Raw genomic sequence first — 21,370 nt, 5'->3', positions numbered from 1 at the left:
GGGCGAATCTGGCTGCTTTCGGCCACGCCCGGAGCTGGCAAGGCTACAATATCGGGCTACATTTTCCGTCTTTTGGCATCACGGAGTTAACCATGCCCGCAGTCGCGCTGAACCCCTATGACCTGTTCGATGTCCGCTCCTTGCTGAGCGATGAAGAACGCGCGGTGCAGGACGCAGTCGCCCGTTTTACCGACGAGCGCGTGCTGCCAATCATCGGCGAATGCTTCGACAAGGGCGTGTTTCCGCGCGAATTGATCCCGGAAATGGCCGAGATGGGCCTCTTGGGCTCCAGCCTGCCGACTGAGTACGGCTGCGCCGGCATGAACGCCGTCAGCTACGGCCTGATTTGCCAGGAACTGGAACGCGGCGACTCCGGTATCCGCAGTTTCGCGTCCGTGCAAAGCTCGCTCTGCATGTATCCGATCTACGCCTATGGTTCGGAAGAACAGCGCCGCCGCTGGCTGCCGGACATGGCTGCGGGCAAGGTCATTGGCTGCTTTGGTCTGACCGAACCGCACGGCGGCTCGGATCCATCGAACATGAAGACCCACGCCAAGCGTGACGGCAGCGATTGGCTGATCAACGGCGCCAAAATGTGGATCACGAACGGCAACCTCGCCGACATCGCGATCGTTTGGGCGATGACGGAAGAGGGCATCCAGGGTTTTCTCGTCGAGAAGGACTTCCCTGGCTTCAAGGCGCAGGAAGTGCACCGCAAGATGAGCTTGCGCGCCTCGGTCACCTCGGGTCTCTTTTTTGACAACGTGCGTGTGCCGGAGGCCAATCGTCTGCCGAACGTGCGCGGCCTGAAGGGTCCGTTGGGCTGTTTGACCCAGGCTCGCTTCGGTATCACCTGGGGCCCGATTGGCGCGGCTATCGCGTGCCTGCACGAGGCCACCGAGTACTCCAAGACGCGCGTCCTGTTCAATCGCCCGATCGCGGCCACGCAGTCGGTGCAATTGAAGCTCGCCGACATGGCCCGTCGCATCACGCAGGCGCAGCTGCTGTCGCTGCAGCTCGGTCGCCTGAAAGACGCCGGCACCATGCAGCCAACGCAGGTGTCGCTCGCGAAGTGGAACAACGTGCGCATGGCGCTCGATATCGCCCGCGAAGCGCGTGACATTCTGGGTGGCGCCGGCATCACGACCGAATACTGCCCGATTCGCCATGCGCTGAATCTGGAATCGGTCATCACCTATGAAGGCACCGAGACGGTGCATCAGCTGGTGGTGGGCCGCGAGCTGACCGGCATCAACGCGTTTTGATGGTGATTGGTGGGCATGGCCGAGTCTCCTCGGCGTCACTCGGCTATCGCTCCAGCATTTGATCGGCGCGCTGCGTTCATGCAGCGCGGGCCCGAACATCCAATCGTTACTGCACCAAAATCACCGTCGTTGGCGGCGCCTGGATAAAGCGTTCCGGCTTGAATGTGGGGATGCCAGCCGCCACCATTTCGGCGTACAGAGCGTCGGTTCCCTTGCGATTCACAAAGACGGCACCTGACAACACGAAGACCGCGCGCTGGAGACCAAGGTCGAGATGGATCTGCCGGTTGAGACCGAGCTTTTTCAATCCGACACCCTTGATGGCCGTCGCGGGAATGATGAAGTTCTGGTCGCGTGCCGAGTCGTGCGCCTTGCTCTTGCTCGGTGGCGTCATGAAGTAGAGCACGCCATTGATAAAACCGATCTGCGCGGGAATCTGCATGATCCGGTTCACATCGCCGACATAGAGGGCATACGTTCCGCGGCTCAGACGCGGGTCGTTCGATTCGATGGGCGGCGGCGGTGGCGCCGGCGGTGGTGCGTCCGGGGTAGCCACTGCTGTTGTAACGGGCTCGGCCGCCGTGGGGGATTGTGGCGCCGCGTCTTCGGCATAAAGCGGTGCCGAGCAGAGCCACGCCAGACAAAGCGTGATAGCTGGTCCAAACGACTTGCGTAATGTCATGACGGCGATGCTCCAAAGTTGATCGACCAATTCTGTGAACGCTGTTCTGGCGTCAAGCACGTGCTCCGATCACTGAACTGACACCGCCGAGTCGCGCGCAGCGGCACGCTGTGCTGGCGCGGGTTTCGAACCAATTGTCATCCAAACATCACGCCGGCGTGCGCCCGAGTGCACTCGTAGAGTGCCGTCAGACTGTAGCCGCCCTCGAGCATCGACAACATGCGGCCGCCTGTACTCGGCAGCGCGAGCAATTCGCGCGTGAGCCAGGCGTAGTCCTCGGCGACCAGGTTCAAGTTCGCAAGCGGGTCCAAGCGGTGTGCATCGAAGCCGGCTGAGACCAGCAGGAGTTCAGGCGCAAAGGCTCTGAGCGGCACCAGTGCCTGCTCGCGCCAAAGTTCGCGGAAATGCATGGACGCCGTGCCCGCCGGGAGTTCGATATTGACGATATTGCCAACGCCCGTTTCGGAATGGCTGCCCGTACCAGGGTAGAGCGGCCATTGGTGCGACGACACGTACAGGATGCGCGGATCATTTTCGACGATGTCCTGCGTGCCGTTGCCGTGGTGAACATCAAAGTCGATGATCGCCAGCCGCTGAATGCCGCGCGCCAGCGCCGCGTGCGCCGCGATCGCAATGTTGTTGAACAGGCAAAAGCCCATGGCTTCGCGTCTGGTTGCGTGATGTCCGGGTGGGCGAACGGCCGCAAACACGCGCTGCACGCGCCCGCTGATCAACGCATCGATGCCGGCGATGGCGGCGCCGGCCGCCAGTTGCGCGGCGCGTAGCGAGCCAGTCGACATCACGGTATCACCATCGACCTCGGTCCAGCCGTCGCTGGGCGCTGCAGCGAACAGGGCTGCGACCATCTGCGGATCATGCGCGCGTTCCAGATCGGCGCGTGTTGCAAGTGGTGCGTCAATACGCTCGATGTTCTGGAATTCAGGTTCGGCCAATGCTTGCCAGACTGCCTGCAAGCGCGAAGGGGCTTCGGGATGTCCGGCACCTGGGTCATGCTGCAGCATGTCAGGATGGCTGATGATCAGGCCGGCTGCCATAGACACGAGAACTCAGCGTTTGCGGCGCTCATGCCGCCAAAGAACTTCGCCCTGGCCGCTGAAACGGGCCAGAACGCGCGCTATGACGAACAGCAGATCAGAGAGTCGGTTCAGATACCGCACGGCTTCAGGACGCACGGCGTCGTGATGCGACAGTGTGACGACCTCGCGTTCGGCGCGGCGGGCAATCGTTCGCGCCAGATGGCAATGCGCGGCGGCCATGCCCCCACCTGGCAGAATGAAATCCTTCAACGCCGGCAGATCGGCGTTAAAGCCATCCAGTCGATTCTCAAGTCGCGTGATGTCCGCATCATGGACCATCGCCGCGCCCGGAATGCAGAGCTCGCCACCGAGATCGAACAACTCGTGCTGAATCTCGACGAGACAATCGCGAACCGGCTCCGGCAGCTCGCACGCGAGCACGGTGCCGATCGCGCTATTCAATTCATCGACGGTGCCATAGGCGCTGACCCGTGCCGAGTCTTTCGAGACCCGTGTGCCGTCGCCGAGACCGGTGCTGCCATCGTCACCGGTTCGCGTATAGATCCGAGTCAGCCGATTGCCCATGCCTCAGGCAGTTTGGGTCGACAACTGCGGAAAGCGCTGCCGCAGCAGTGCGAAACCGCCGAACAGGAGCGTGCTAAAGAACAGTGCGCCGGCCAGTTGGTTGTCCAGGAATGGAATCCCAGCCACATAGCACGCCAGCAAACCACTGCCCGTCATCGGATACATGCTGCCTTCGAGCCAGACAAAGGCATTGGTCACCAGGAAGAACGCGAGGACGCTGAGCACCGAGGCGCCGAGCACTTTGCCCGCCTTGGGTTGGGTGCCGAGGACGCGGCCGAACAGCGTGATCAGCAGAATCATTCCGTAGATGATCGGCATGCCTGCATGCAAACCGAGGAACAGATCGGACACGAGCATGGCGGCGAGCGGCACCAGAATGCCGACCCAGCGCTTGGCGAACATGGCGCCAGAGAACAGGGCCAACGCCTCGATCGGGCTGAAATTCATCGGATGCGGCAACAGACGGCTCAGCGCTGCAGCGAACACCAGAACGAGCAAAACCGAGACACGGGGCGACAGGAGTTTGGGCGACGACATGGATGCTTCCGGGCGAATTCAGGCAAGTCAGCATTCTAGAGGGCGGGGCGCCAGAAACCAAATGCTTTTCAATTCCGCGACTTGTGTCCGTTTACCGGCATTCCGGCATGGGCGGTACTGGTCGGGCAACGGTTCTGCTTCGGCCTGTTAGACTGCCAGAGCTATGGAACATGCAGATGTTGTGATTGTCGGCTCCGGCCTGGTCGGCGCCAGCCTGGCGATAGCCCTGGCGGGCAGTGGCCGGCGTGTGGTGCAAATCGAAGCCAATGCCGAAGCCAAATTGAGTTCGCGCTGGGATGAGCGCCATTTCGTCTTGGGCGAAGCGAGTCGCTTGGCGCTGTCTGACATCGGCGTTTGGCCCGAGATTCAGATCAAGTCACCCATCACCCGAATCTTGGCCAACCGTGCCGGCGAATTCGGTCGCCTCGAATTCCGCGCCGAGGACTACCATGTGCCAGCGCTCGGCTACACGGTGCCAGCTTCGCAACTGCATACCGCGCTGCGCGCGGGCCTGACCGCGGCAGCAGAACGCGGACTGACGCGCTGGCAGCCAGCCAAGGTGTTGGCCTTCGATACCAGCGAGCAGGACGTCTGTGTGGTCGTGCAACGCGAGGGCGAAGTGGTGCAGTTGCGGGCTGATTTGCTCGTGGCGGCAGACGGGATGCACTCGGCATTGCGAGCGATGGCGGGGATCGAGGTCGCCGAGCGCGACTATCAGCAGACGGCGATCGTGGCGGCACTGCGCCCGGAAACGCCGCATCCCGGTCTGGCCTATGAACGATTGACCCGGTCTGGGCCCCTCGCTGTCTTGCCCGTCGACGACAGTCGATCTGGGCTCATCTACACCGTTCCGAGTGCCGAGGCGGAAGCCGTTCTGGCATTGTCGGACGCCGACTTTCTGACCCGTTTGCGTGGCGATCTTCGCGATCGGCTCGGGCGTTGGCGCGGCGTTGGTCTGCGCCAGCCGTGGCCATTGAAGCTGGTCCTGGCCGAGCGCCTGATTAGCCAGCGCTTGGTGTTGATTGGCAATGCCGCGCAATCCATTCATCCGTTGGGCGCGCAAGGCTTCAATCTCGGTCTCCGCGATGCAATGGCGCTGGCTGATGTTTTGACCGAATCGCCGGGTGACGCGGGTGCAGTCGCGCGCTTGCAGACTTATGCCGAGCGCCGCCGTCGCGATCGCAACGAGACGGTGGCCATGAGCCATGGACTGGTCCAGACTAGCTCGGCGGAAAGCACGGGGCACCATGTCAGTCGGTTCCTGGCGATGACCGCACTCGCGCACGTGCCGCTGCTCAAACAGCGGCTCGCGTTGGGTGCCATGGGTTTTCGCTGAGTGAGCGTGCACATGAATCCGATCCGCGAAGAAATCGTCATTAGTGGCGCCGGCGTCGCAGGCGCCAGTCTGGCGCTCGCCCTGGTGCGTGCCGGCGTGCCGGTGTGTTTGCTGGAGCAGCATCGACTGCCGGAGCCGAGCATCGATCTCGATATCCGAGTTGTCGCGCTGTCGCCTTCGGCCATCTTGCTGTTCGAAGCATTGGCCGTTTGGCCATTGCCGGAAGGCAAAGCCACGCCGTATCAGCAGATGGCGGTGACTGGCGCGGCGAATGCCGCGGGCGTGCAATTCGCAGCGCGCGACATTGCCCAGCCAGCGCTTGGTCACATCGTTGAATTGCGTGCGTTGCAAGTGGCGTTGCACCGTGCGCTGCTGGCGTCACGACTGTGCGACTTTCGTGTCGGGCAGTCGATCGCCGTGCTGAATCGTCGTGACGACCAACTCGATCTGGAACTCGCCGATGGCAGTCGCAAGCGGCCGGGCTTGCTCGTGGTTGCCGAAGGCGAGTTCTCCGGTCTGCGCGAGCAGCTTGGCATTGGCAGTCATGGTCGCGACTACCAGAGCGCTGGCATTGTCTGTCATCTTGAAACCGAGCGTCCCAATCCCGGCATCGCCTTTCAGCGCTTCGACGAAGGTGGGCCACTGGCGTTTCTGCCGATTGCTGGTGGACGCTCCAGCTTGGTTTGGACGCGGCCGACGGAGCAGGTGGCTGATCTGCTCGCGCTTTCGGATACCGAGTTTGCCGAACGCTTGGGCACAGCCAGCGCGCACCGATTTGGCGCTGTTCGCGTGGTCAGTCCCAGGCAGTCGTTTCCCTTTCGCCTGGCGCTTGCCGATCAAGTGGCTGGCGCGCGCGTGGTGTTGATCGGCGATGCGGCGCACAAGGTGCATCCGCTGGCTGGATTGGGATTGAATCTCGGATTGCAGGATGTCGCTGCGTTGTACGACGTGATCATGGATGCAAGACGACGCGGCCGCGACCTCGGCGGTGCGGGCAGCTTGCAGCGTTATCAGGCTTGGCGACAGAGCGATGCCGAATTCACCGCCGGCTTGGTCGATGCCATGGAGCGGGGCTTTCGTGGTGCTGCGGACTCAGGCCTGCCCGGTTTGCTCCAAACTGGCTTGGGTTGGTTGAACCACTTGAAGCCCCTGAAGCGACTGTTGACTGAGGCGGCATGTGGGCAAGTGGGGCGCATGCCGAGCTTGATGCGGGTGTCGACCCTTAGCGCGCGCTGACGGCGTCATGGTTGGGCCAATCCCGAATGGTTGCGACGGTGTCGCGCGCCGACAGGGCAGACCCTGAGGTCTGCCCCGGCGAGATCGGGTGATGGACCCGACGACGATCCTTACTGCAGATCAAACCGATCCAGGTTCATGACCTTCGTCCATACGGCAACGAACTCGTGCACGAAGCGCTCGGCTGCATCGCTGCTTGCGTAGACTTCGGCCAGCGCGCGCAGTTCTGAATTCGAGCCGAAGATCAGATCGACGCGGGTGCCCGTCCACTTCAAGTCCCCCGTCCGACGGTCACGGCCTTCGAACGTTTCCTGGCTGCTCGACGCGGCGGCCCACTTGGTTCCGAGGTCCAGCAAATTGACGAAGTAGTCTGTGCTCAGCACGCCCGGGCGCTTCGTGAACACGCCCTGGCGCGACTGACCCACGTTCGCACCGAGACTCCGGAGGCCGCCAAACAACACGGTTATTTCCGGCACGGTGAGCGTCAGTAGCTGCGACTGGTCAATCAGCAATTCCTCAGGGCGTTGAGCAAGGCCTGGACGGACGTAATTGCGGAATGCATCGGACTTTGGCTCGAGGACAGCAAACGACTCAGTATCGGTCTCTGCTTCGGTGGCATCGGTTCTTCCCGGCGCAAACGGCACGGTCACGTTGACACCACCAAGTCGCGCCGCTTCGGCAACCGCCACGTTGCCAGCCAGTACGATGAGGTCGGCGAGCGATACCTTTTTGCCATCGGCCTGCGCCGCATTGAACTGAGATTGGATGCGTTCCAGAACCGACAGGACTCGGGAAAGTTCTGCGGGTTCATTGACTGCCCAGTCACGCTGTGGCGCGAGGCGAATACGCGCGCCGTTCGCACCGCCGCGTTTGTCGGAGCCTCTGAACGTTGCAGCCGACGCCCACGCCGTCTTCACCAGGTCGGTCAGTGACAGCCCACTACCGAGAATCGTCTTGGCCAAGACGTCCGCATTGGCGGCGTCGATCAAGGGGTGATCGACCGCCGGCAACGGATCCTGCCAACTCAACACTTCAGTCGGTACTTCCGAACCGAGATAGCGCGCCAGCGGGCCCATATCGCGATGCGTCAACTTGAACCATGCGCGGGCAAAGGCATCGGCGAACTGATCCGGGTTCTCATGAAAACGCTTGCTGATCGCGGTGTATGCCGGGTCGGTACGCAATGCCAGGTCCGTTGTCGCCATCATCGGCGCATGCCGTCGGTTCGGGTCATGTGCATCTGGCACCGAGTCGGCACCGGCGCCGCCTTTCGGCGTCCATTGATGCGCGCCAGCGGGGCTCTTCGTCAGTTCCCATTCGTAGCCAAACAGCGTGTCGAAGTAACCGTTGTCCCATTGGATCGGATTCGGCGTCCAGGCGCCTTCCAGACCGCTCGTAATGGTATGCACGCCTTTGCCGGTGCCAAACCGGTTGAGCCAGCCCTGGCTCTGTGCGGCGATGTCGGCGGCTTCAGGTTCTGGGCCCACATAGTCGGCCGGATTCGCCGCGCCATGGCATTTACCAAACGTGTGGCCGCCAGCAATCAGTGCGACCGTTTCTTCGTCATTCATGGCCATGCGGGCAAATGTCTCGCGAATGTCGCGAGCGGACGCAAGTGGGTCCGGCTTGCCGTTCGGGCCCTCCGGATTCACATAGATCAGGCCCATCTGTACCGCGGCCAATGGGTTGTCCAGATCGCGCTCGCCACTGTAGCGCTTGTCGCCGAGCCACGTTTCTTCGTGACCCCAGAACACGTCTTCATCAGGCTGCCACCGATCTTCACGGCCGCCAGCAAATCCGAACGTCTTGAATCCCATCGACTCCAGGGCACAGTTGCCCGCGAGGATCATCAGATCGGCCCATGAGATCTTCTGGCCATATTTCTGCTTGATGGGCCAGAGCAGCAGTCGCGCTTTGTCGAGGTTGCCGTTATCGGGCCAACTGTTCAGCGGTGCAAAGCGCTGCATGCCAGAGCCGCCACCGCCGCGCCCATCAGCGATCCGGTACGTGCCGGCGCTGTGCCAGGCCATGCGGATGAAGAACGGGCCGTAATGGCCGTAGTCTGCCGGCCACCAATCCTGAGAGTCGGTCATCAACGCATACAGGTCCTTCTTCAGCGCGGCCAAATCCAGGCTTTTGAATGCCTCGGCGTAGTTAAAGTCCGGTTGCAGCGGATCGGTTTTCTCGGAATGTTGTCGCAACAGATTCAGATTCAGCTGCTTCGGCCACCAGTCGCGATTGCTGCGACCAGCGGCGACAGCCATGGACTTGTGATCACCCGAAAACGGGCACTTGCTCTCGTTGCTCATCGATTCCTCCAGTCAGACGGTCTTGATTCGGGCCGCGCCTCGCGTGCTGCTGACCAGCAGCGTGCTGGGTCGGGTCGAGAACGAGACTACTCCGACTGTGGTAATCGGGCCAACGAGTATTTCTCGTGACCGTAATCGATAATGTCGATTACTGAATTCTGACGAACAGGTCGCGTAACCGCCTGGAATATGCGGTTTTGGTGGCCGCGCTATTCGAGCGGCGAGTTCTCAATAATGGCAAATCCGCGGGACGTCAGCCGCTCGCGGGCTTCCGGCGTGGCCGTACCCAACAACAGGATCGTGCGCTGCTGCGTCCGCACGGTCTCGACATCCAAAAACGCTGCGATATCGTCATCCCAGCTCAGCTGATCCACGGGCACGGGTACGTAGATCTCACCTTGGCACTCGGCGCCAAAGCCCGCGCCCAGATGGCGCAAATGGCAGCTGCCCACGGGTACGCCGCTCTTGCCCGGCAGCGGCGCCGACAGCAATTGGCGGATGCCGTTGACGACAAAGCGCGCCTCGGGCTGATTCTTGGCGGTGTTGGCCAACTCCAGCAATTCATCGCAGCCGCTTTGAATCTGCAGTTGTTCCATGCCCACGATCATGGCCGTTTCGAGCGTTGGCGTGAACGCCGATTTGCGCACCAGCCGCCGGCTCAACGCGTCGTCACAGCCCAAGGCATTGAGGCGCAGACGGTTGTTCTCGGCAAGGCTTTCTTCGTCCAAAGTCCAGGCGGTGTCATCGATCCGAAGCAATTCCGGCAGCACGCCGTACGTTGCGGCGCCAAGCGCGCCCAAGGCCAGCGAGAACGCTTTGCGACTGCCGGTGGCCGACCAGGCCATGCGATCGAGTTCGGCCGCGAGCACGGGGTTGTCGGAGTAGGGGTCGACACCCAGATGCAACGCAATCTCAGTGCGCGCGTCCTTGAAGCCGACTTTGCGCTTGACGAGCCGCATGCCTTGCTTCTTGCCACGCTGAATATTGCGCTCTTTCGACGACAGCTCAGGGCTCGGTTTGCGCCCGGCATCGAACGGTCCCGGATGGTTCGGTGCGTCGTCTGCCAATTCATCGGCCACATCATCGCGTGCCCGCGAGGCGGCCTTCTTCACCTCGGCCACGCGGCGCTTGATCAGTCGCTCGACTCCGTTTGGCAGTTCTTTGACGGTGTCGATGGGCCGGGTCACGATGCGAACGAGACTCTTGTATGTCTTGTAGGCTTTCGACTTGGCGGCATTCATGGCCGCGCCATCATGGCCGGCTTGTTTGAGTTTGCGAAGGGCTTCAACCTCTTCGATGCGGACGGGCACGAGCTCCCGGCTTTCGGCAATCCAAGTGCCGTAGTCCGACTTGATCGTGAATTGCATCATGTAGCCACTGAGTGCCACCGCGGGCTCGATCTGATATCCCGGACCGCTCAGCAGGCTTGGTTCGAGCACATCGGCGGCCAGCAGCCGGTCGCTCGCTGCAGCGGTGTCGGCAACCGGGGCGGTTACGGCTGCCGCAGGCTCGTTAGTCGCTGGTGGTCCTGCCGTCTCTGACGGCGCCGATTCGTCGGCCATTGCCGGCAATTCTGATTCGGATGGCGTCGCCGCCGGGTTCACCGGTTCGCCAGCCAGCGCCATGGTCGAGGCCAAGCCGAAGCAGGCCAAACCAGCAGGTAACCAATGCCTAGCAAAGAGACGCATGCGGTAAGACCTCAGTTCCAGCTACACACCACTTTGCCACAAACGCCGGCATCCATCAGATCGAATCCCTTCTGGAAATCATCGATGTGAATCTGATGCGTCAGCACTTTCTGCAGCGGAAAGCCGGTCAGCACCATCTGGGTCATCTTGTACCAGGTTTCATACATGCGGCGCCCGTAAATGCCGTGCAGCGTCAGCCCCTTGAAAATGACCTTGTCCCAGTCAATGCCTGCACCCTTCGGCAGAATGCCAAGCAGGGCGACCTTGCCGCCGTGGTACATGCAGTCGAGCATGTCCTGGAACGCGCGTTGGTTGCCGCTCATTTCAAGACCCACATCGAAGCCTTCGATATGCAGATCCTTGACCACTTCCTTCAACGACTGCTTCGCCACATTGACGACCCGGGTGGCACCCATGTCGGCCGCGAGTTTGAGTCGATAGTCGTTGATGTCAGTGACCACGACATTGCGCGCGCCGATATGTTTGCAGATCCCCGCCGCGATGATGCCGATCGGGCCCGCGCCGGTGATGAGCACATCCTCGCCGATGACATCGAATTCGAGGGCGCAGTGCGCCGCGTTGCCGTAAGGATCGAAGAATGCCGCCAATTCGCTCGGAATCTGATCCGGAATCGGCCACAGATTGCTCGCTGGAACGCTGATGTATTCAGCGAAGGCGCCGTTGCGGTTGACGCCGATGCCGACCGTGTTTGGGCACAGATGCTGGCGTCCGGCCCGGCAGTTGCGGCAGACGCCGCAGACGATATGCCCCTCGGCCGAAACCCGTTGACCCACTTCATAGTTGCGGACGCCAGCGCCCATTTCGACCACGCGGCCGACAAATTCATGACCGATGACGAGCCCGGGCGTGATCGTGCGCTGGCTCCATTCATCCCATTTGTAGATATGCAGGTCGGTGCCGCAGATGGCGGTCTTTTCCAGTTTGATCAGCACATCATTGGTGCCGACTTCGGGCATCGGCACCTGCTCCATCCAGATGCCCTTGATGGCTTCCCGCTTGACCAGGGCTTTCATCATCCGCGACATGATCGATTCTCCGCAATTGGTTCCGAGAGGTCGGGGCATTGGCCATCAGGCCACGTGCAGACCCTTGTAGAGCGTATTGTGCACCGGGCGCAGCTCGTCCGCTGGGCGTTCGGTGCTGTAGTAGTACATGGCGAGCGACCGGCGATACGTATGCTCGGGCGTTGCCAAAGGGGTTGGGTGGCCGTGAAACGTATCGCTCCGGGTATTGAAGATCACCGCGCGATTGAAGATCGGTGCCACGGATTTTTCCTTGCGCGCGGCATCGGTGGACCAGATTTCGAGTTCACCGCCCCAAGTCTCCTGCCAGTCATCATCGTTGAGATAAATCAGCAAGTTGATCCGGCGGTGCGCGCGCAACCCTTCATGCCAGTTGAAATCGGCATGAATGCCAAGGTGATCGCCCCGCTTGCTCAGGTGTATGCCGGCGCCGTGCAGATGCGGGTCGGGCAGCAAATGCTCAATGCCTGTCAGATGTTCGAGGAAGCGAATGAATGGGCCGCTATTGAGATCGTGCACTGCGTGGCGGATCGACTCCGGAAACCGCTCTTCGTGCGGGCTCGCACGTTTGACTTCAAAGCCAATTGCGCCGAAGCGGTCCCAGGCCATGTCGTCGTCGGGATGCGGAAAATCGGCGCGCAACTGGCGCGCGGTGTCAGGAATCAACAATTGCTCGATCACGGTGTGCGGGTAGGGCAGGGCGCTTTGGTATTGGTCGCGCGAGGCCGCCGCCAACGCCATCAATCGAGCCTGATCAAAACAATAGGGCATGGTGAAGGAGTCGTCAGTGTGTCGATGCCGCGAGTATATCGGCGTCGCCGTGTTTGGACGATGACGCAACAGAGGCAGGGCCGGGACAGAATGTGTCACACTTGCAGGCTGATTCCGTTCCGATCGACCGTATCCGGTGAACCTGCAACTGTTCCAAAGTGGTCGACCATCACGACCGTCAAAAACGCCAACCGCGCAGCCAGAACAGACTGACTTCGCGCATTTGCGTCGCGCGTCGCTTTGTGCCAGATAGGCGCATGATTCGGTATTCCGGCGTGCTTTGCCTGCTGCTCCTGTTGTGTCCGGCTGTGGGCCGGACACTGGAGGGCATGTGGCCGCCAGAGACGAGTGGTGCATTGCGATCCGAAGCCGAATCCTTGGGCTTCCATTGGGCCGATCAAGCGCCCCTGGAGCCCAGTGCCGCCCCGCTGTCGGCCATTGTGAGCCTGGGTACTTGTACCGGCGTGCTGGTGTCGCCCGATGGACTGATCCTGACGAACCAGCACTGCCTGCTGCCATCGCTGCAAATCGGGTCCGATGCGAAAACCGATCTGCTTCGCGACGGATTCCTTGCGCGTGATCGCAAGTCAGAGCGTGCGCTCGACCCCAATCTGCGCGTGTATCTGGTGCAAGAGCAGATCGACGTGACCCGCGCCGTGCTGCGAGGCTCGGTGCGAAGCCGGGGCCGCACGCGCTATGAGCGCGTCGATCGGGTCAGCAAAGGCATGGTGGAACATTGCGAGCGTTCAGGCGACCGCCGTTGCGATCTATTGGTCAGCAATGGTGGCGGGCAGTTTCAACTGGTCCGCCAGTTCGAACTGCGCGACTTGCGCCTCGTTTATGCGCCACCCAGTGCGGCCGCCAACTTTGGCGGTGAATTCGATAATTGGATGTGGCCCAGGCATGCCGCCGATATTGCGTTGCTGCGTGCCTATGTCGCACCGGATGGCAGCAGTAGCGACTATGCCGAGACCAATGTGCCGTATCGATCGCGGCATTGGTTGGCGACCAGCCGGGCGGGCTTTGAACCCGGGGATCCGGTGTGGCTCGCCGGTTTTCCCTTGCGTACGCACCGCAATCGCACGGCTGCCGAGTTGGCCAATGTCATCGAATGGCAGTATCCGCGTTCGATTCAGGCGATGAACGAAGTGATGGCGGCGATCAATCTGGAGGGCAAGCGACGTCCGGACGTGCTTAAGAAGTACGGTGCGATCATGCAATCGCTGGCCAACTACGAGAAGAACTTCCGAGGGCAGCTCTCCGGGTTTGCCGAGCGGCACGCGCTCGACTCGAAGCGCATCGATGAACGGACCTTTCGCGACTGGCTGAAAGCCGACTCCGAGCGCGCCGATCGCTATTGGTCGGACGTCGAGGCACTCGATGCGCACCTTGCGCGTTGGCAGTCGCAACGCGAGCGCGATTTCGTTTACACGAGTGTGCTGAGCGGTGGTGGCGCGATCGCGCAAGGGCTCGGATTGGCAAGAGATCTGTACCGCTGGAGTCTGGCCAGTCAAAAGCCGGCGTATCAGCGGGATTTCGGCTACCAGCGCCGCGATGCCTACAAGTACGTTGCGCGCGTCGAGAGCTTCGACAAGCGATTCGATTTGACGCTCGATCAGCGGCTGTTCGAGATCTGGCTGACGCGTTACCTGGCGCTTCCGGCTGATCAGCGCATCGTCGAGCTGGATCGCTGGCTGGGACTCCCGGCGAAAGCCGAACGGCCGACGCTCGCCGCGATCCAGCCCCGCATCGATGCGCTGTTCCGGGGTACGCGCGTCGGCGATCTGAATGTGCGGCAGCAATGGTTGCACGCGAGCCCCACGTCGCTCGAACGCAGCAAAGACCCGATGATGCAACTTGCGATCACGCTGTATCCGGCGATTCGCCGATTCGAGAAAGAGTTCAAGGAGTGGCAGGGCGACGACGCCCGGTTTCGAGCTGGGTATCTTGATGCGCTGCGGGCTTATCGCGACGGCTTGGGCGATGCCTACTACCCCGACGCGAATGGCGGTTTGCGGCTGGCCTTGGGGAGCATCCGTGGCGACTTGCCCGGTGAACTATCGGTATCGCGGTATCAGACCACCATGTCTGGCCTCTTGGCGAAAGTCAGTGAGTCACCGGATTTCAGTTACCCGGAGCCCATGCTGAGTCACGCTCGGCGTGGCGACTTCGGTCGCTATCGCGAGCCCGCCGTCAGCAACGATCTGCCGGTGAACTTTCTGACTGACCTCGATATTACGGGCGGCAACTCCGGTTCGCCCACCATCAACGCCAAAGGGGAGTTGATTGGTCTGGCATTCGACACCACTTGGGATAGTGTGCCATCGAACTGGGTCTTTGATCCCGAGCGCACGCGTACCATCCATGTCGATGCCCGTTACTGGCTGTGGCTGTTGGACGAGGTGATGCATGCCGATGCGTTGTTGGTTGAGATGGGACTGGCGCCTGTCGCCCCGGAAATGAGTGATGACGATGACGAACACGCAACCGTTCCAACTGGTCAGTGACTATCAGCCTGCTGGCGACCAGCCCGAAGCGATTCGGCGGTTGATCGAAGGTTTCGACGCCGGGCTCTCGCATCAGACGCTTCTGGGTGTGACGGGTTCGGGCAAGACGTTCGCGATCGCCAACGTCGTGCAGGCGGTGCAGTGCCCGACGATCGTCATGGCGCCCAACAAGACGCTGGCAGCGCAACTCTATGGCGAGTTCAAGTCATTCTTTCCGAACAATGCAGTCGAGTACTTCGTGTCGTACTACGACTACTATCAGCCAGAGGCGTATGTGCCGTCGTCCGACACGTATATCGAGAAGGATGCATCCATCAACGAGCACATCGAGCAGATGCGCCTCTCGGCCACCAAGGCATTGCTGGAGCGGCGCGATGCGCTGATCGTGGCCACGGTGTCGGCGATTTATGGCCTCGGAGACCCGAACGAATATTTCAAGATGGTGCTGCACCTGACCCGCGGCGATCGGATTGATCAGCGCGAATTGCTGCGGCGGCTCACCGAGCTTCAGTACACACGGAATGAGTTCGAGTTGAAGCGCGGTACCTACCGGGTTCGTGGTGAAACGGTCGATGTGTTTCCGGCGGAGTCAGACAACGAGGCGATCCGGATCGAGCTGTTCGATGGTGAGATCGAGAGTATTGCCGTGTTCGATCCGCTTCTGGGCCAGATCCGGCGCAAATTGCCACGCTTCACGATCTTTCCGAAGTCGCACTACGTGACCACGCGGCGCACGACGTTGGAGGCAATCAACACCATCAAGTCAGAATTGATGGAGCGCTTGGAGCAGCTCTACGCTCAAAACAAGCTGGTGGAGGCGCAGCGCCTGAAGCAGCGCACGCAGTTTGACCTGGAGATGCTGAGTGAAATCGGCTACTGCCAGGGCGTGGAGAACTATTCACGCCATTTGACCGGGCGCATGGCGGGTGAGTCGCCGCCAACGTTGTTTGACTACCTGCCGTCTGATGCGCTGCTTGTCGTCGACGAGTCGCATGTGACCATCCCGCAGATTGGTGGCATGTATCGCGGCGATCGGTCACGCAAGGAAACGTTGGTGGAGTATGGCTTTCGATTGCCCTCGGCGCTGGACAATCGACCGCTGAAGTTTGAAGAGTTCGAACTCCGGGCACCGCGCGCCATCTACGTATCAGCCACGCCAAGCGCCTATGAACTGGAGCGTTCGGCCGGGCAGGTGATTGAGCAAGTGGTGCGCCCGACTGGTCTCGTGGATCCAATGGTCGAGGTGCGGCCCGTGCGGACCCAGGTCGACGATCTGTTGTCCGAAATCCGCATTCGGGTGGCCGATGGCGATCGCGTGCTGGTGACGACGCTGACCAAGAAGATGGCCGAGAATTTGACCGAGTACCTGAACGACGCCGGAGTCAAAGTCCGATATCTGCATTCCGATATCGATACGGTGGAACGCGTGGAGATCATTCGCGACCTGCGCTTGGGGGTGTTCGATGTGCTGGTGGGGATCAACCTGCTGCGCGAAGGTCTGGACATGCCGGAAGTGTCGCTCGTCGCCATTCTCGATGCCGACAAGGAAGGGTTCCTCCGTTCAACCGGCTCGTTGATCCAGACGATTGGCCGCGCCGCCCGAAACGTTCGCGGCAAGGCGATTCTTTACGCCGAAACGATCACCCGCTCGATGCGAGCGGCGATGGACGAAACGGAGCGGCGTCGCAACAAGCAGTTGGCCCACAACGAGGCGCACGGCATTGTGCCGAAGAGCGTCCGGAAGAAGATTGTCGACATCCTCGAAGGGGCGCGTGATCGCGGCGAGGCGGAAGCCACGGCAAGCCCTGTGCGTCAGGTCAAGATGAAGAAGGCTGCAGAGGACGCGATTGACTATCGACTGCTGACGCCGTCGCAATTGTCGGCGGCACTGAAGAAGCTCGAAACCAAGATGTACCAGCATGCGCAGAATCTCGAATTCGAGCAGGCCGCAGCCGTGCGCGACGAGATGACGCGCGTCAAGGAACTGGGCTTCAAGTCGGAGTAGCGCTGCCGCGGGTTACTCGAAACTGCTGGCAAACACGTTGTCGCTGGGACCGCCATCAATCACCTGAATCGTGCCCGTCATCGGCGAATGAAACTGACAGTTGTAGAACAGCGTGCTTGGTGCGTTGGCGGCGACGGTCCAGGTCAATGTGCCGGATTGGGTGCCATTGCCGCTGACGCCATCGTTATATGCGTTCCCAGCGCCGGTGCCTTGCACGGATTTGATCAGGAACGGATGGCCCGACGCGGTAATGTTGAACGTGTAGCTGCAGCCGCGCACTACCGTCAGCGTCGGGTTCAGCATGGTGTTCAGCGAAAACGCAGTGAATCCAGAGTTCACGACAGTCTGCGTCTGACTGCTTCCAAGCGTGCAAGGATCCGGGCCGGCGACGGCGTCACCCAATGCGCCGAACATGCCGATGGCGAGCAGCACCAGCTGAACCGGTTTTTGAATCGGATTGCGCCGTTGTTGCTCGTGAACCATGATCAGTGGCCTCAATGCCGCCCAAGTTGGGCAAAGTACGCCGATGTTCTACGCGGACTGCCAACCATTCGCAAGTGAGAAAAGTGAGAAGGCTTCGCGACTTGCGACCGGGCGGGCGATCGTATGACGCTTGCGATCAATCGGGACGCACTGATCGGGCCTGATTCAACGTGGATCAAGTCTCGGCAAGGTCCGGTCGCACCCGAGTCACCGCACGCCAAATCGCTTCCGGTGTTGCCGGTGCGGCCAGGTCGACGAAACGCCGGCGCTCGATTGGCGCGAACGCCGACACCGCATCGCGCAATGCTTCGCGTACCGACAGCGCCAACATGAAGGGCGGTTCGCCGACGCCTTTGCTGCCGAAGATCGTCGCGGTAGTCGCGGGTTGCCGACGGGCATAAAGCTGAACGCGGAAATCCGTTGGAACCTCGCCAAGGCTCGGAATCTTGTACGTGCTGGGCGCATCGGTCAGCAGTCGGCCCTGGGCGTTGGTACAGAGTTCCTCGCTGGTCAGCCAACCCATGCCTTGCACAAATCCGCCTTCGATCTGACCACGATCAATGAGCTCATGCAGGCTGTTGCCGACATCGTGCAGCAGATCGACCCGGCGGAGTTGATGGATGCCGGTATGGCCGCAGACCTCCACCTCGGCGACCGCTGCACCGAACGCGTAGTAGTAGAACGGGCGACCCGTCAATCTGATCGGGTCCCAGTGAATCTCGGGGGTGAAATAGTAGCCTGCCGCCGACAGACTGATGCGCGCGTCGTAGGCAAGATGGATCAGCTTTTCAAAGCTCAGACGACGTTCGGGTTCACCGCGGACCTGGGCGCCGTCGGCCGCAAATTCGACGTGTTCGGGATGCACTTGCAGCGCCGCTGCGGCCACCGGGCGCAAACGCGATAGCAAGGTATTACAGGCGTCGGCAACGGCATGGCCATTCAAGTCCGAACCGGAACTCGCGGCGGTGGCAGACGTGTTGGGCACTTTCTCGGTGCTCGTCACCATCACTCTGATGCGTTCCGGATTGACGCCCAACACGCGGCTTGCCACGACGATCATCTTGCTGTGCAGACCCTGGCCCATTTCGGTGCCGCCGTGATTCAGCTGGATGCTGCCGTCGTGGTAGACCTGCACGAGCGCGCCGGCCTGGTTGTAGATGGTCTTGTTGAACGAAATGCCGAACTTGACGGGCGTGATGGCGAGACCGCGTTTCTGGTGCGGATGCGCGGCGTTGAACGACTCGATGGCAGCTCGCCGGGTGCTGAAATCCGCGCTGTCTTTCAGGGCTGCCCAGAGCTCGGGCAACTCGTTGTCGATGACCGCCTGACCATAGTGTGTCTGATTGCGGGGTGCGTCGTTGGCGCCGCGATAGAAGTTCCGCTCGCGGACCACGTCGGCCGGTAGATTCAGCGTTGCGGCGATCGCTGCAATCATCTCCTCGGCGACAATCATGCCCTGCGGGCCACCGAATCCTCGGAACGCCGTATTTGAGGGCAGATTCGTCTTCGCCATGCGCCCCTGCACGCGCACATTCGGCAGGAAGTAGGCGTTGTCGACGTGCACCATCGCGCGCATCAGCACCGGTGGCGACAGATCGACGCTCCAACCGGCATCGGCTACCAGATCAATGATGGCGGCCTCGATCCGGCCATCAGCATCGAAACCAACGTCGTAGTCGGCCCGGAACGGATGGCGCTTGCCCGTCAACTGCATGTCCTGGCTACGATGCAACTTCAGCCGGACTGGGCGTCCGGTTTTCTGCGCGCCAATCGCGCAGATTGCCGCAAACCCGTTCGCCTGCGTCTCTTTGCCACCGAAACCGCCACCCATGCGTATGCAGCGGCATGTGACCCGGTGCGCGGGCAGGTTCAAAACATGAGCGACAATGTGCTGCGTCTCGGTCGGGTGCTGCGTGGAGGCGTGCAGAATCAGTTGCCCATCGGCATCGAACTCAGCGCGGCAACTGTGTGTCTCCAAATAGAAATGATCTTGGCCACCCACATCGAGCCGGCCTTTGGCGCTGTGCGCGGCAGCTGCTAGCGCCGCGACCGGGTCGCCCCGTTCGATGACTGATGGTTTCAAATGATAGCTTTGTGCCGCTTCGGCGGCGTCGTAGGTCAGCACCGCGGGCAACGGCTCGTACTGCGCGGTCACTAAAGCAGCGGCTTGGCGCGCTTGCGATTCCGAGTCGGCAAGCACCCAGGCGATCGCTTGACCGAAGTACGAAATTTCCGCGTCTGGCAGGAGTGGTTCATCCGGAATGATCGGCCCGGTTTGATTGGCGCCGGGAATATCGGTAGCCGTCAGCACGGCGTGCACGCCCGGCATCTTTGCCGCGGCGCTGATGTCGATGCCAAGCAGTCTTGCATGCGCATGCGGCGCCTGCACGGGCCACGCACTCAAGGTGCCATGCGTTTCCGGAATCTCGTCACTGTAGCGAGCCGTGCCGGTGACATGGCCGACGGCACTTTCATGGTGCGTCATCATGCGACACCTGTCAGGAACTGGTGGAGCAGGTTGCCGATCAGCGCCGTTCGGTACTCCCGGCTTGCCCGATGATCACTCAATGGCGCGAATTCCTCGGTGACGCGTTTCGTCGCTTCGGCGATCGTGGCCGCATCCATGACACGCCCGCGCAGCCACTGCTCGGTCGCTGTGGCGCGTTTCGGAATCGCGGCGACGCCACCGTAGGCAAGGCGCAAATCCCGCACCGTGCCCTGTTCATCGATATCGATGCGGAACGCACCCGCCACAATGCTGATGTCGTCGGTCTGCCGCTTGGCGACTTTATAGAACCGTTGGCGGCCCGATGGCTTTGGAATGGTGACGGCCGCAATCAGTTCGCCCGGGTGGCGGGCGGTCTTGCGGTAGTCGAGAAAGTACGCATGCGCCGGGACGTGGCGGACGCCGTCTGGTCCGTGCAATTCGAAGCTGGCGTCCAGGGCCAGGAAGCACGGCAGCAAATCGCCGATCGGCGATGCCGAGCCAATGTTGCCGCCAACTGTTGCGCGATTTTTGACCTGGCGCGCGGCAAACCACGGCAACATGTCGGCAAGCATTGGCAACGCGTCGGCGAGCGAGCGCTCCAATTGCACGAGGCTGACGCCGGCGCCGATGCGGTAACCGTCATCGTGTGTGCTGAGCGTGGTCAACGACGGGATGCGATCCAGGCACACGAATCCCGGTGCCAGCGTCTGGCCACGACTGAGCGCCACGCCAGAATCGGTCGCGCCCGCGAGCCACTGAAACTCCGGAAACTGCTGCTTGAATGCGATCGCTTCGTCGATACTGGTTGGCAGGAGAAACGCAGAATGTGGTGGCCCGTCCAGATTGGCGGAGCGCTCGCGAACGGCGGCAGGCAGGGCGGACGTACGCACGGATTCGGCGTCGTGCTCGACTTTGGCCATCGCATTTCGGATCGGCACATAGCCGGTGCAGCGGCACAGGTTGCCATCGATGGCATGATCATCGAGCTTGCCCTCGTGATAGCCCACGAAGAGGCTCATGACGAATCCGGGCGTGCAGTAGCCACATTGCGAGCCGGCGGTTTGGACCATGGCCTCCTGCACCGGGTGCAGCCGTTGGCCTTGGGCAAGCCCTTCGACGGTGACGAACTCCCGGCCGAGCACCTGACCCATGGGCAGCAAACAGCTGTTGAGGGCGCGCAACTGCCGTTCGCCTTGCTCGGTGACGACTTCGGCCACGGTGCAGGCGCCGCAGTCGCCATCACCGCAGCCTTCCTTGGTGCCATGAAAGCGCTGTCGTTTGAGCCAGCGCAACAGCGATTCGCGCGGGTCGTCCTGGGGGGCCAAATACTGTGTCTGGCCGTTGATCAGAAAAGGGCGGGTACGTGTCATACACCCAGGGTAACGCGAGGTTGCGCCG

16 protein-coding genes are annotated in these 21,370 nt (G+C 61.4%); 5 read left to right on the top strand and 11 right to left on the bottom strand.

The genetic code is table 11. The features are described from left to right. Positions 1–92: 92 nt before the first annotated feature. Positions 93–1,265, top strand: a complete 1,173-nt coding sequence (locus C7S18_RS12850) for an acyl-CoA dehydrogenase family protein (RefSeq protein ID WP_106891952.1) — start codon at positions 93–95, stop codon at positions 1,263–1,265. Between the two features lie 106 nt (positions 1,266–1,371). On the opposite strand, the gene C7S18_RS12845 is transcribed toward C7S18_RS12850, so the two are convergent. The 4 genes from C7S18_RS12845 to C7S18_RS12830 form a co-directional block, all read right to left on the bottom strand. Beyond that, positions 1,372–1,947, bottom strand: coding sequence for a hypothetical protein (locus tag C7S18_RS12845; RefSeq protein WP_146151908.1), 576 nt, complete (start codon positions 1,945–1,947; stop codon positions 1,372–1,374). A 137-nt stretch (positions 1,948–2,084) separates the two neighbouring features. Beyond that, positions 2,085–3,002 (bottom strand): histone deacetylase family protein, encoded by a 918-nt coding sequence (locus tag C7S18_RS12840; RefSeq protein WP_106891950.1) that lies wholly within the window; start codon positions 3,000–3,002, stop codon positions 2,085–2,087. A 12-nt stretch (positions 3,003–3,014) separates the two neighbouring features. Then, entirely contained in the window at positions 3,015–3,569 is a 555-nt protein-coding gene (locus C7S18_RS12835; protein WP_106891949.1) for a cob(I)yrinic acid a,c-diamide adenosyltransferase, read from the bottom strand. Between the two features lie 3 nt (positions 3,570–3,572). Beyond that, positions 3,573–4,106: a DUF6580 family putative transport protein gene (locus C7S18_RS12830; protein ID WP_106891948.1), complete on the bottom strand. Its 534-nt coding sequence runs from the start codon at positions 4,104–4,106 to the stop codon at positions 3,573–3,575. A gap of 163 nt (positions 4,107–4,269) precedes the next feature. On the opposite strand from C7S18_RS12830, the gene C7S18_RS12825 reads away from it, so the two are divergent. Both C7S18_RS12825 and C7S18_RS12820 read left to right on the top strand, forming a co-directional pair. Next, positions 4,270–5,442 carry an FAD-dependent monooxygenase gene (locus C7S18_RS12825; protein WP_106891947.1) on the top strand — a complete coding sequence of 391 codons (1,173 nt, stop codon included), beginning with the start codon at positions 4,270–4,272 and terminating at the stop codon, positions 5,440–5,442. A 12-nt stretch (positions 5,443–5,454) separates the two neighbouring features. Further along, positions 5,455–6,678, top strand: a complete 1,224-nt coding sequence (locus C7S18_RS12820) for an FAD-dependent monooxygenase (protein WP_106891946.1) — start codon at positions 5,455–5,457, stop codon at positions 6,676–6,678. Between the two features lie 110 nt (positions 6,679–6,788). On the opposite strand, the gene katG is transcribed toward C7S18_RS12820, so the two are convergent. The 4 genes from katG to C7S18_RS12800 form a co-directional block, all read right to left on the bottom strand. Further along, positions 6,789–8,987, bottom strand: coding sequence for a catalase/peroxidase HPI (gene katG / locus C7S18_RS12815; protein ID WP_106891945.1), 2,199 nt, complete (start codon positions 8,985–8,987; stop codon positions 6,789–6,791). 209 nt (positions 8,988–9,196) lie between these two features. After that, complete coding sequence (locus C7S18_RS12810; RefSeq protein ID WP_146151907.1) at positions 9,197–10,675, bottom strand: hypothetical protein; 1,479 nt, start codon at positions 10,673–10,675, stop codon at positions 9,197–9,199. 11 nt (positions 10,676–10,686) lie between these two features. Continuing rightward, positions 10,687–11,721 carry an L-threonine 3-dehydrogenase gene (gene tdh / locus C7S18_RS12805; protein WP_206207899.1) on the bottom strand — a complete coding sequence of 345 codons (1,035 nt, stop codon included), beginning with the start codon at positions 11,719–11,721 and terminating at the stop codon, positions 10,687–10,689. Between the two features lie 45 nt (positions 11,722–11,766). Next, the gene (locus C7S18_RS12800; RefSeq protein WP_170113255.1) at positions 11,767–12,489 is read right to left on the bottom strand and encodes a 2OG-Fe(II) oxygenase; all 723 of its coding nucleotides are present in this window, start codon (positions 12,487–12,489) and stop codon (positions 11,767–11,769) included. Positions 12,490–12,746: 257 nt separating this feature from the next. Here C7S18_RS12800 and C7S18_RS12795 point away from each other — a divergent pair, with 257 nt between their 5' ends. Then, positions 12,747–14,996: a S46 family peptidase gene (locus tag C7S18_RS12795; RefSeq protein ID WP_106891943.1), complete on the top strand. Its 2,250-nt coding sequence runs from the start codon at positions 12,747–12,749 to the stop codon at positions 14,994–14,996. After that, positions 14,962–17,001, top strand: coding sequence for an excinuclease ABC subunit UvrB (gene uvrB / locus C7S18_RS12790; RefSeq protein WP_106894015.1), 2,040 nt, complete (start codon positions 14,962–14,964; stop codon positions 16,999–17,001). Before C7S18_RS12795 ends, uvrB begins: the two co-directional genes overlap by 35 nt. 12 nt (positions 17,002–17,013) lie before the next feature. On the opposite strand, the gene C7S18_RS12785 is transcribed toward uvrB, so the two are convergent. From C7S18_RS12785 to C7S18_RS12775, 3 genes are all read right to left on the bottom strand, one after another. Continuing rightward, the gene (locus tag C7S18_RS12785; RefSeq protein ID WP_106891942.1) at positions 17,014–17,484 is read right to left on the bottom strand and encodes a hypothetical protein; all 471 of its coding nucleotides are present in this window, start codon (positions 17,482–17,484) and stop codon (positions 17,014–17,016) included. A gap of 175 nt (positions 17,485–17,659) precedes the next feature. Continuing rightward, positions 17,660–19,972, bottom strand: coding sequence for a xanthine dehydrogenase molybdopterin binding subunit (gene xdhB / locus C7S18_RS12780; RefSeq protein ID WP_106891941.1), 2,313 nt, complete (start codon positions 19,970–19,972; stop codon positions 17,660–17,662). Further along, the gene (locus C7S18_RS12775; RefSeq protein ID WP_106891940.1) at positions 19,969–21,342 is read right to left on the bottom strand and encodes a xanthine dehydrogenase small subunit; all 1,374 of its coding nucleotides are present in this window, start codon (positions 21,340–21,342) and stop codon (positions 19,969–19,971) included. Before C7S18_RS12775 ends, xdhB begins: the two co-directional genes overlap by 4 nt. Positions 21,343–21,370 lie beyond the last annotated feature (28 nt).

This window comes from Ahniella affigens (assembly GCF_003015185.1).
GTDB lineage: Bacteria > Pseudomonadota > Gammaproteobacteria > Xanthomonadales > Ahniellaceae > Ahniella > Ahniella affigens.
Note: the sequence above shows the minus strand (reverse complement) of the source record. Positions and strands in the feature narration are given on the sequence as shown.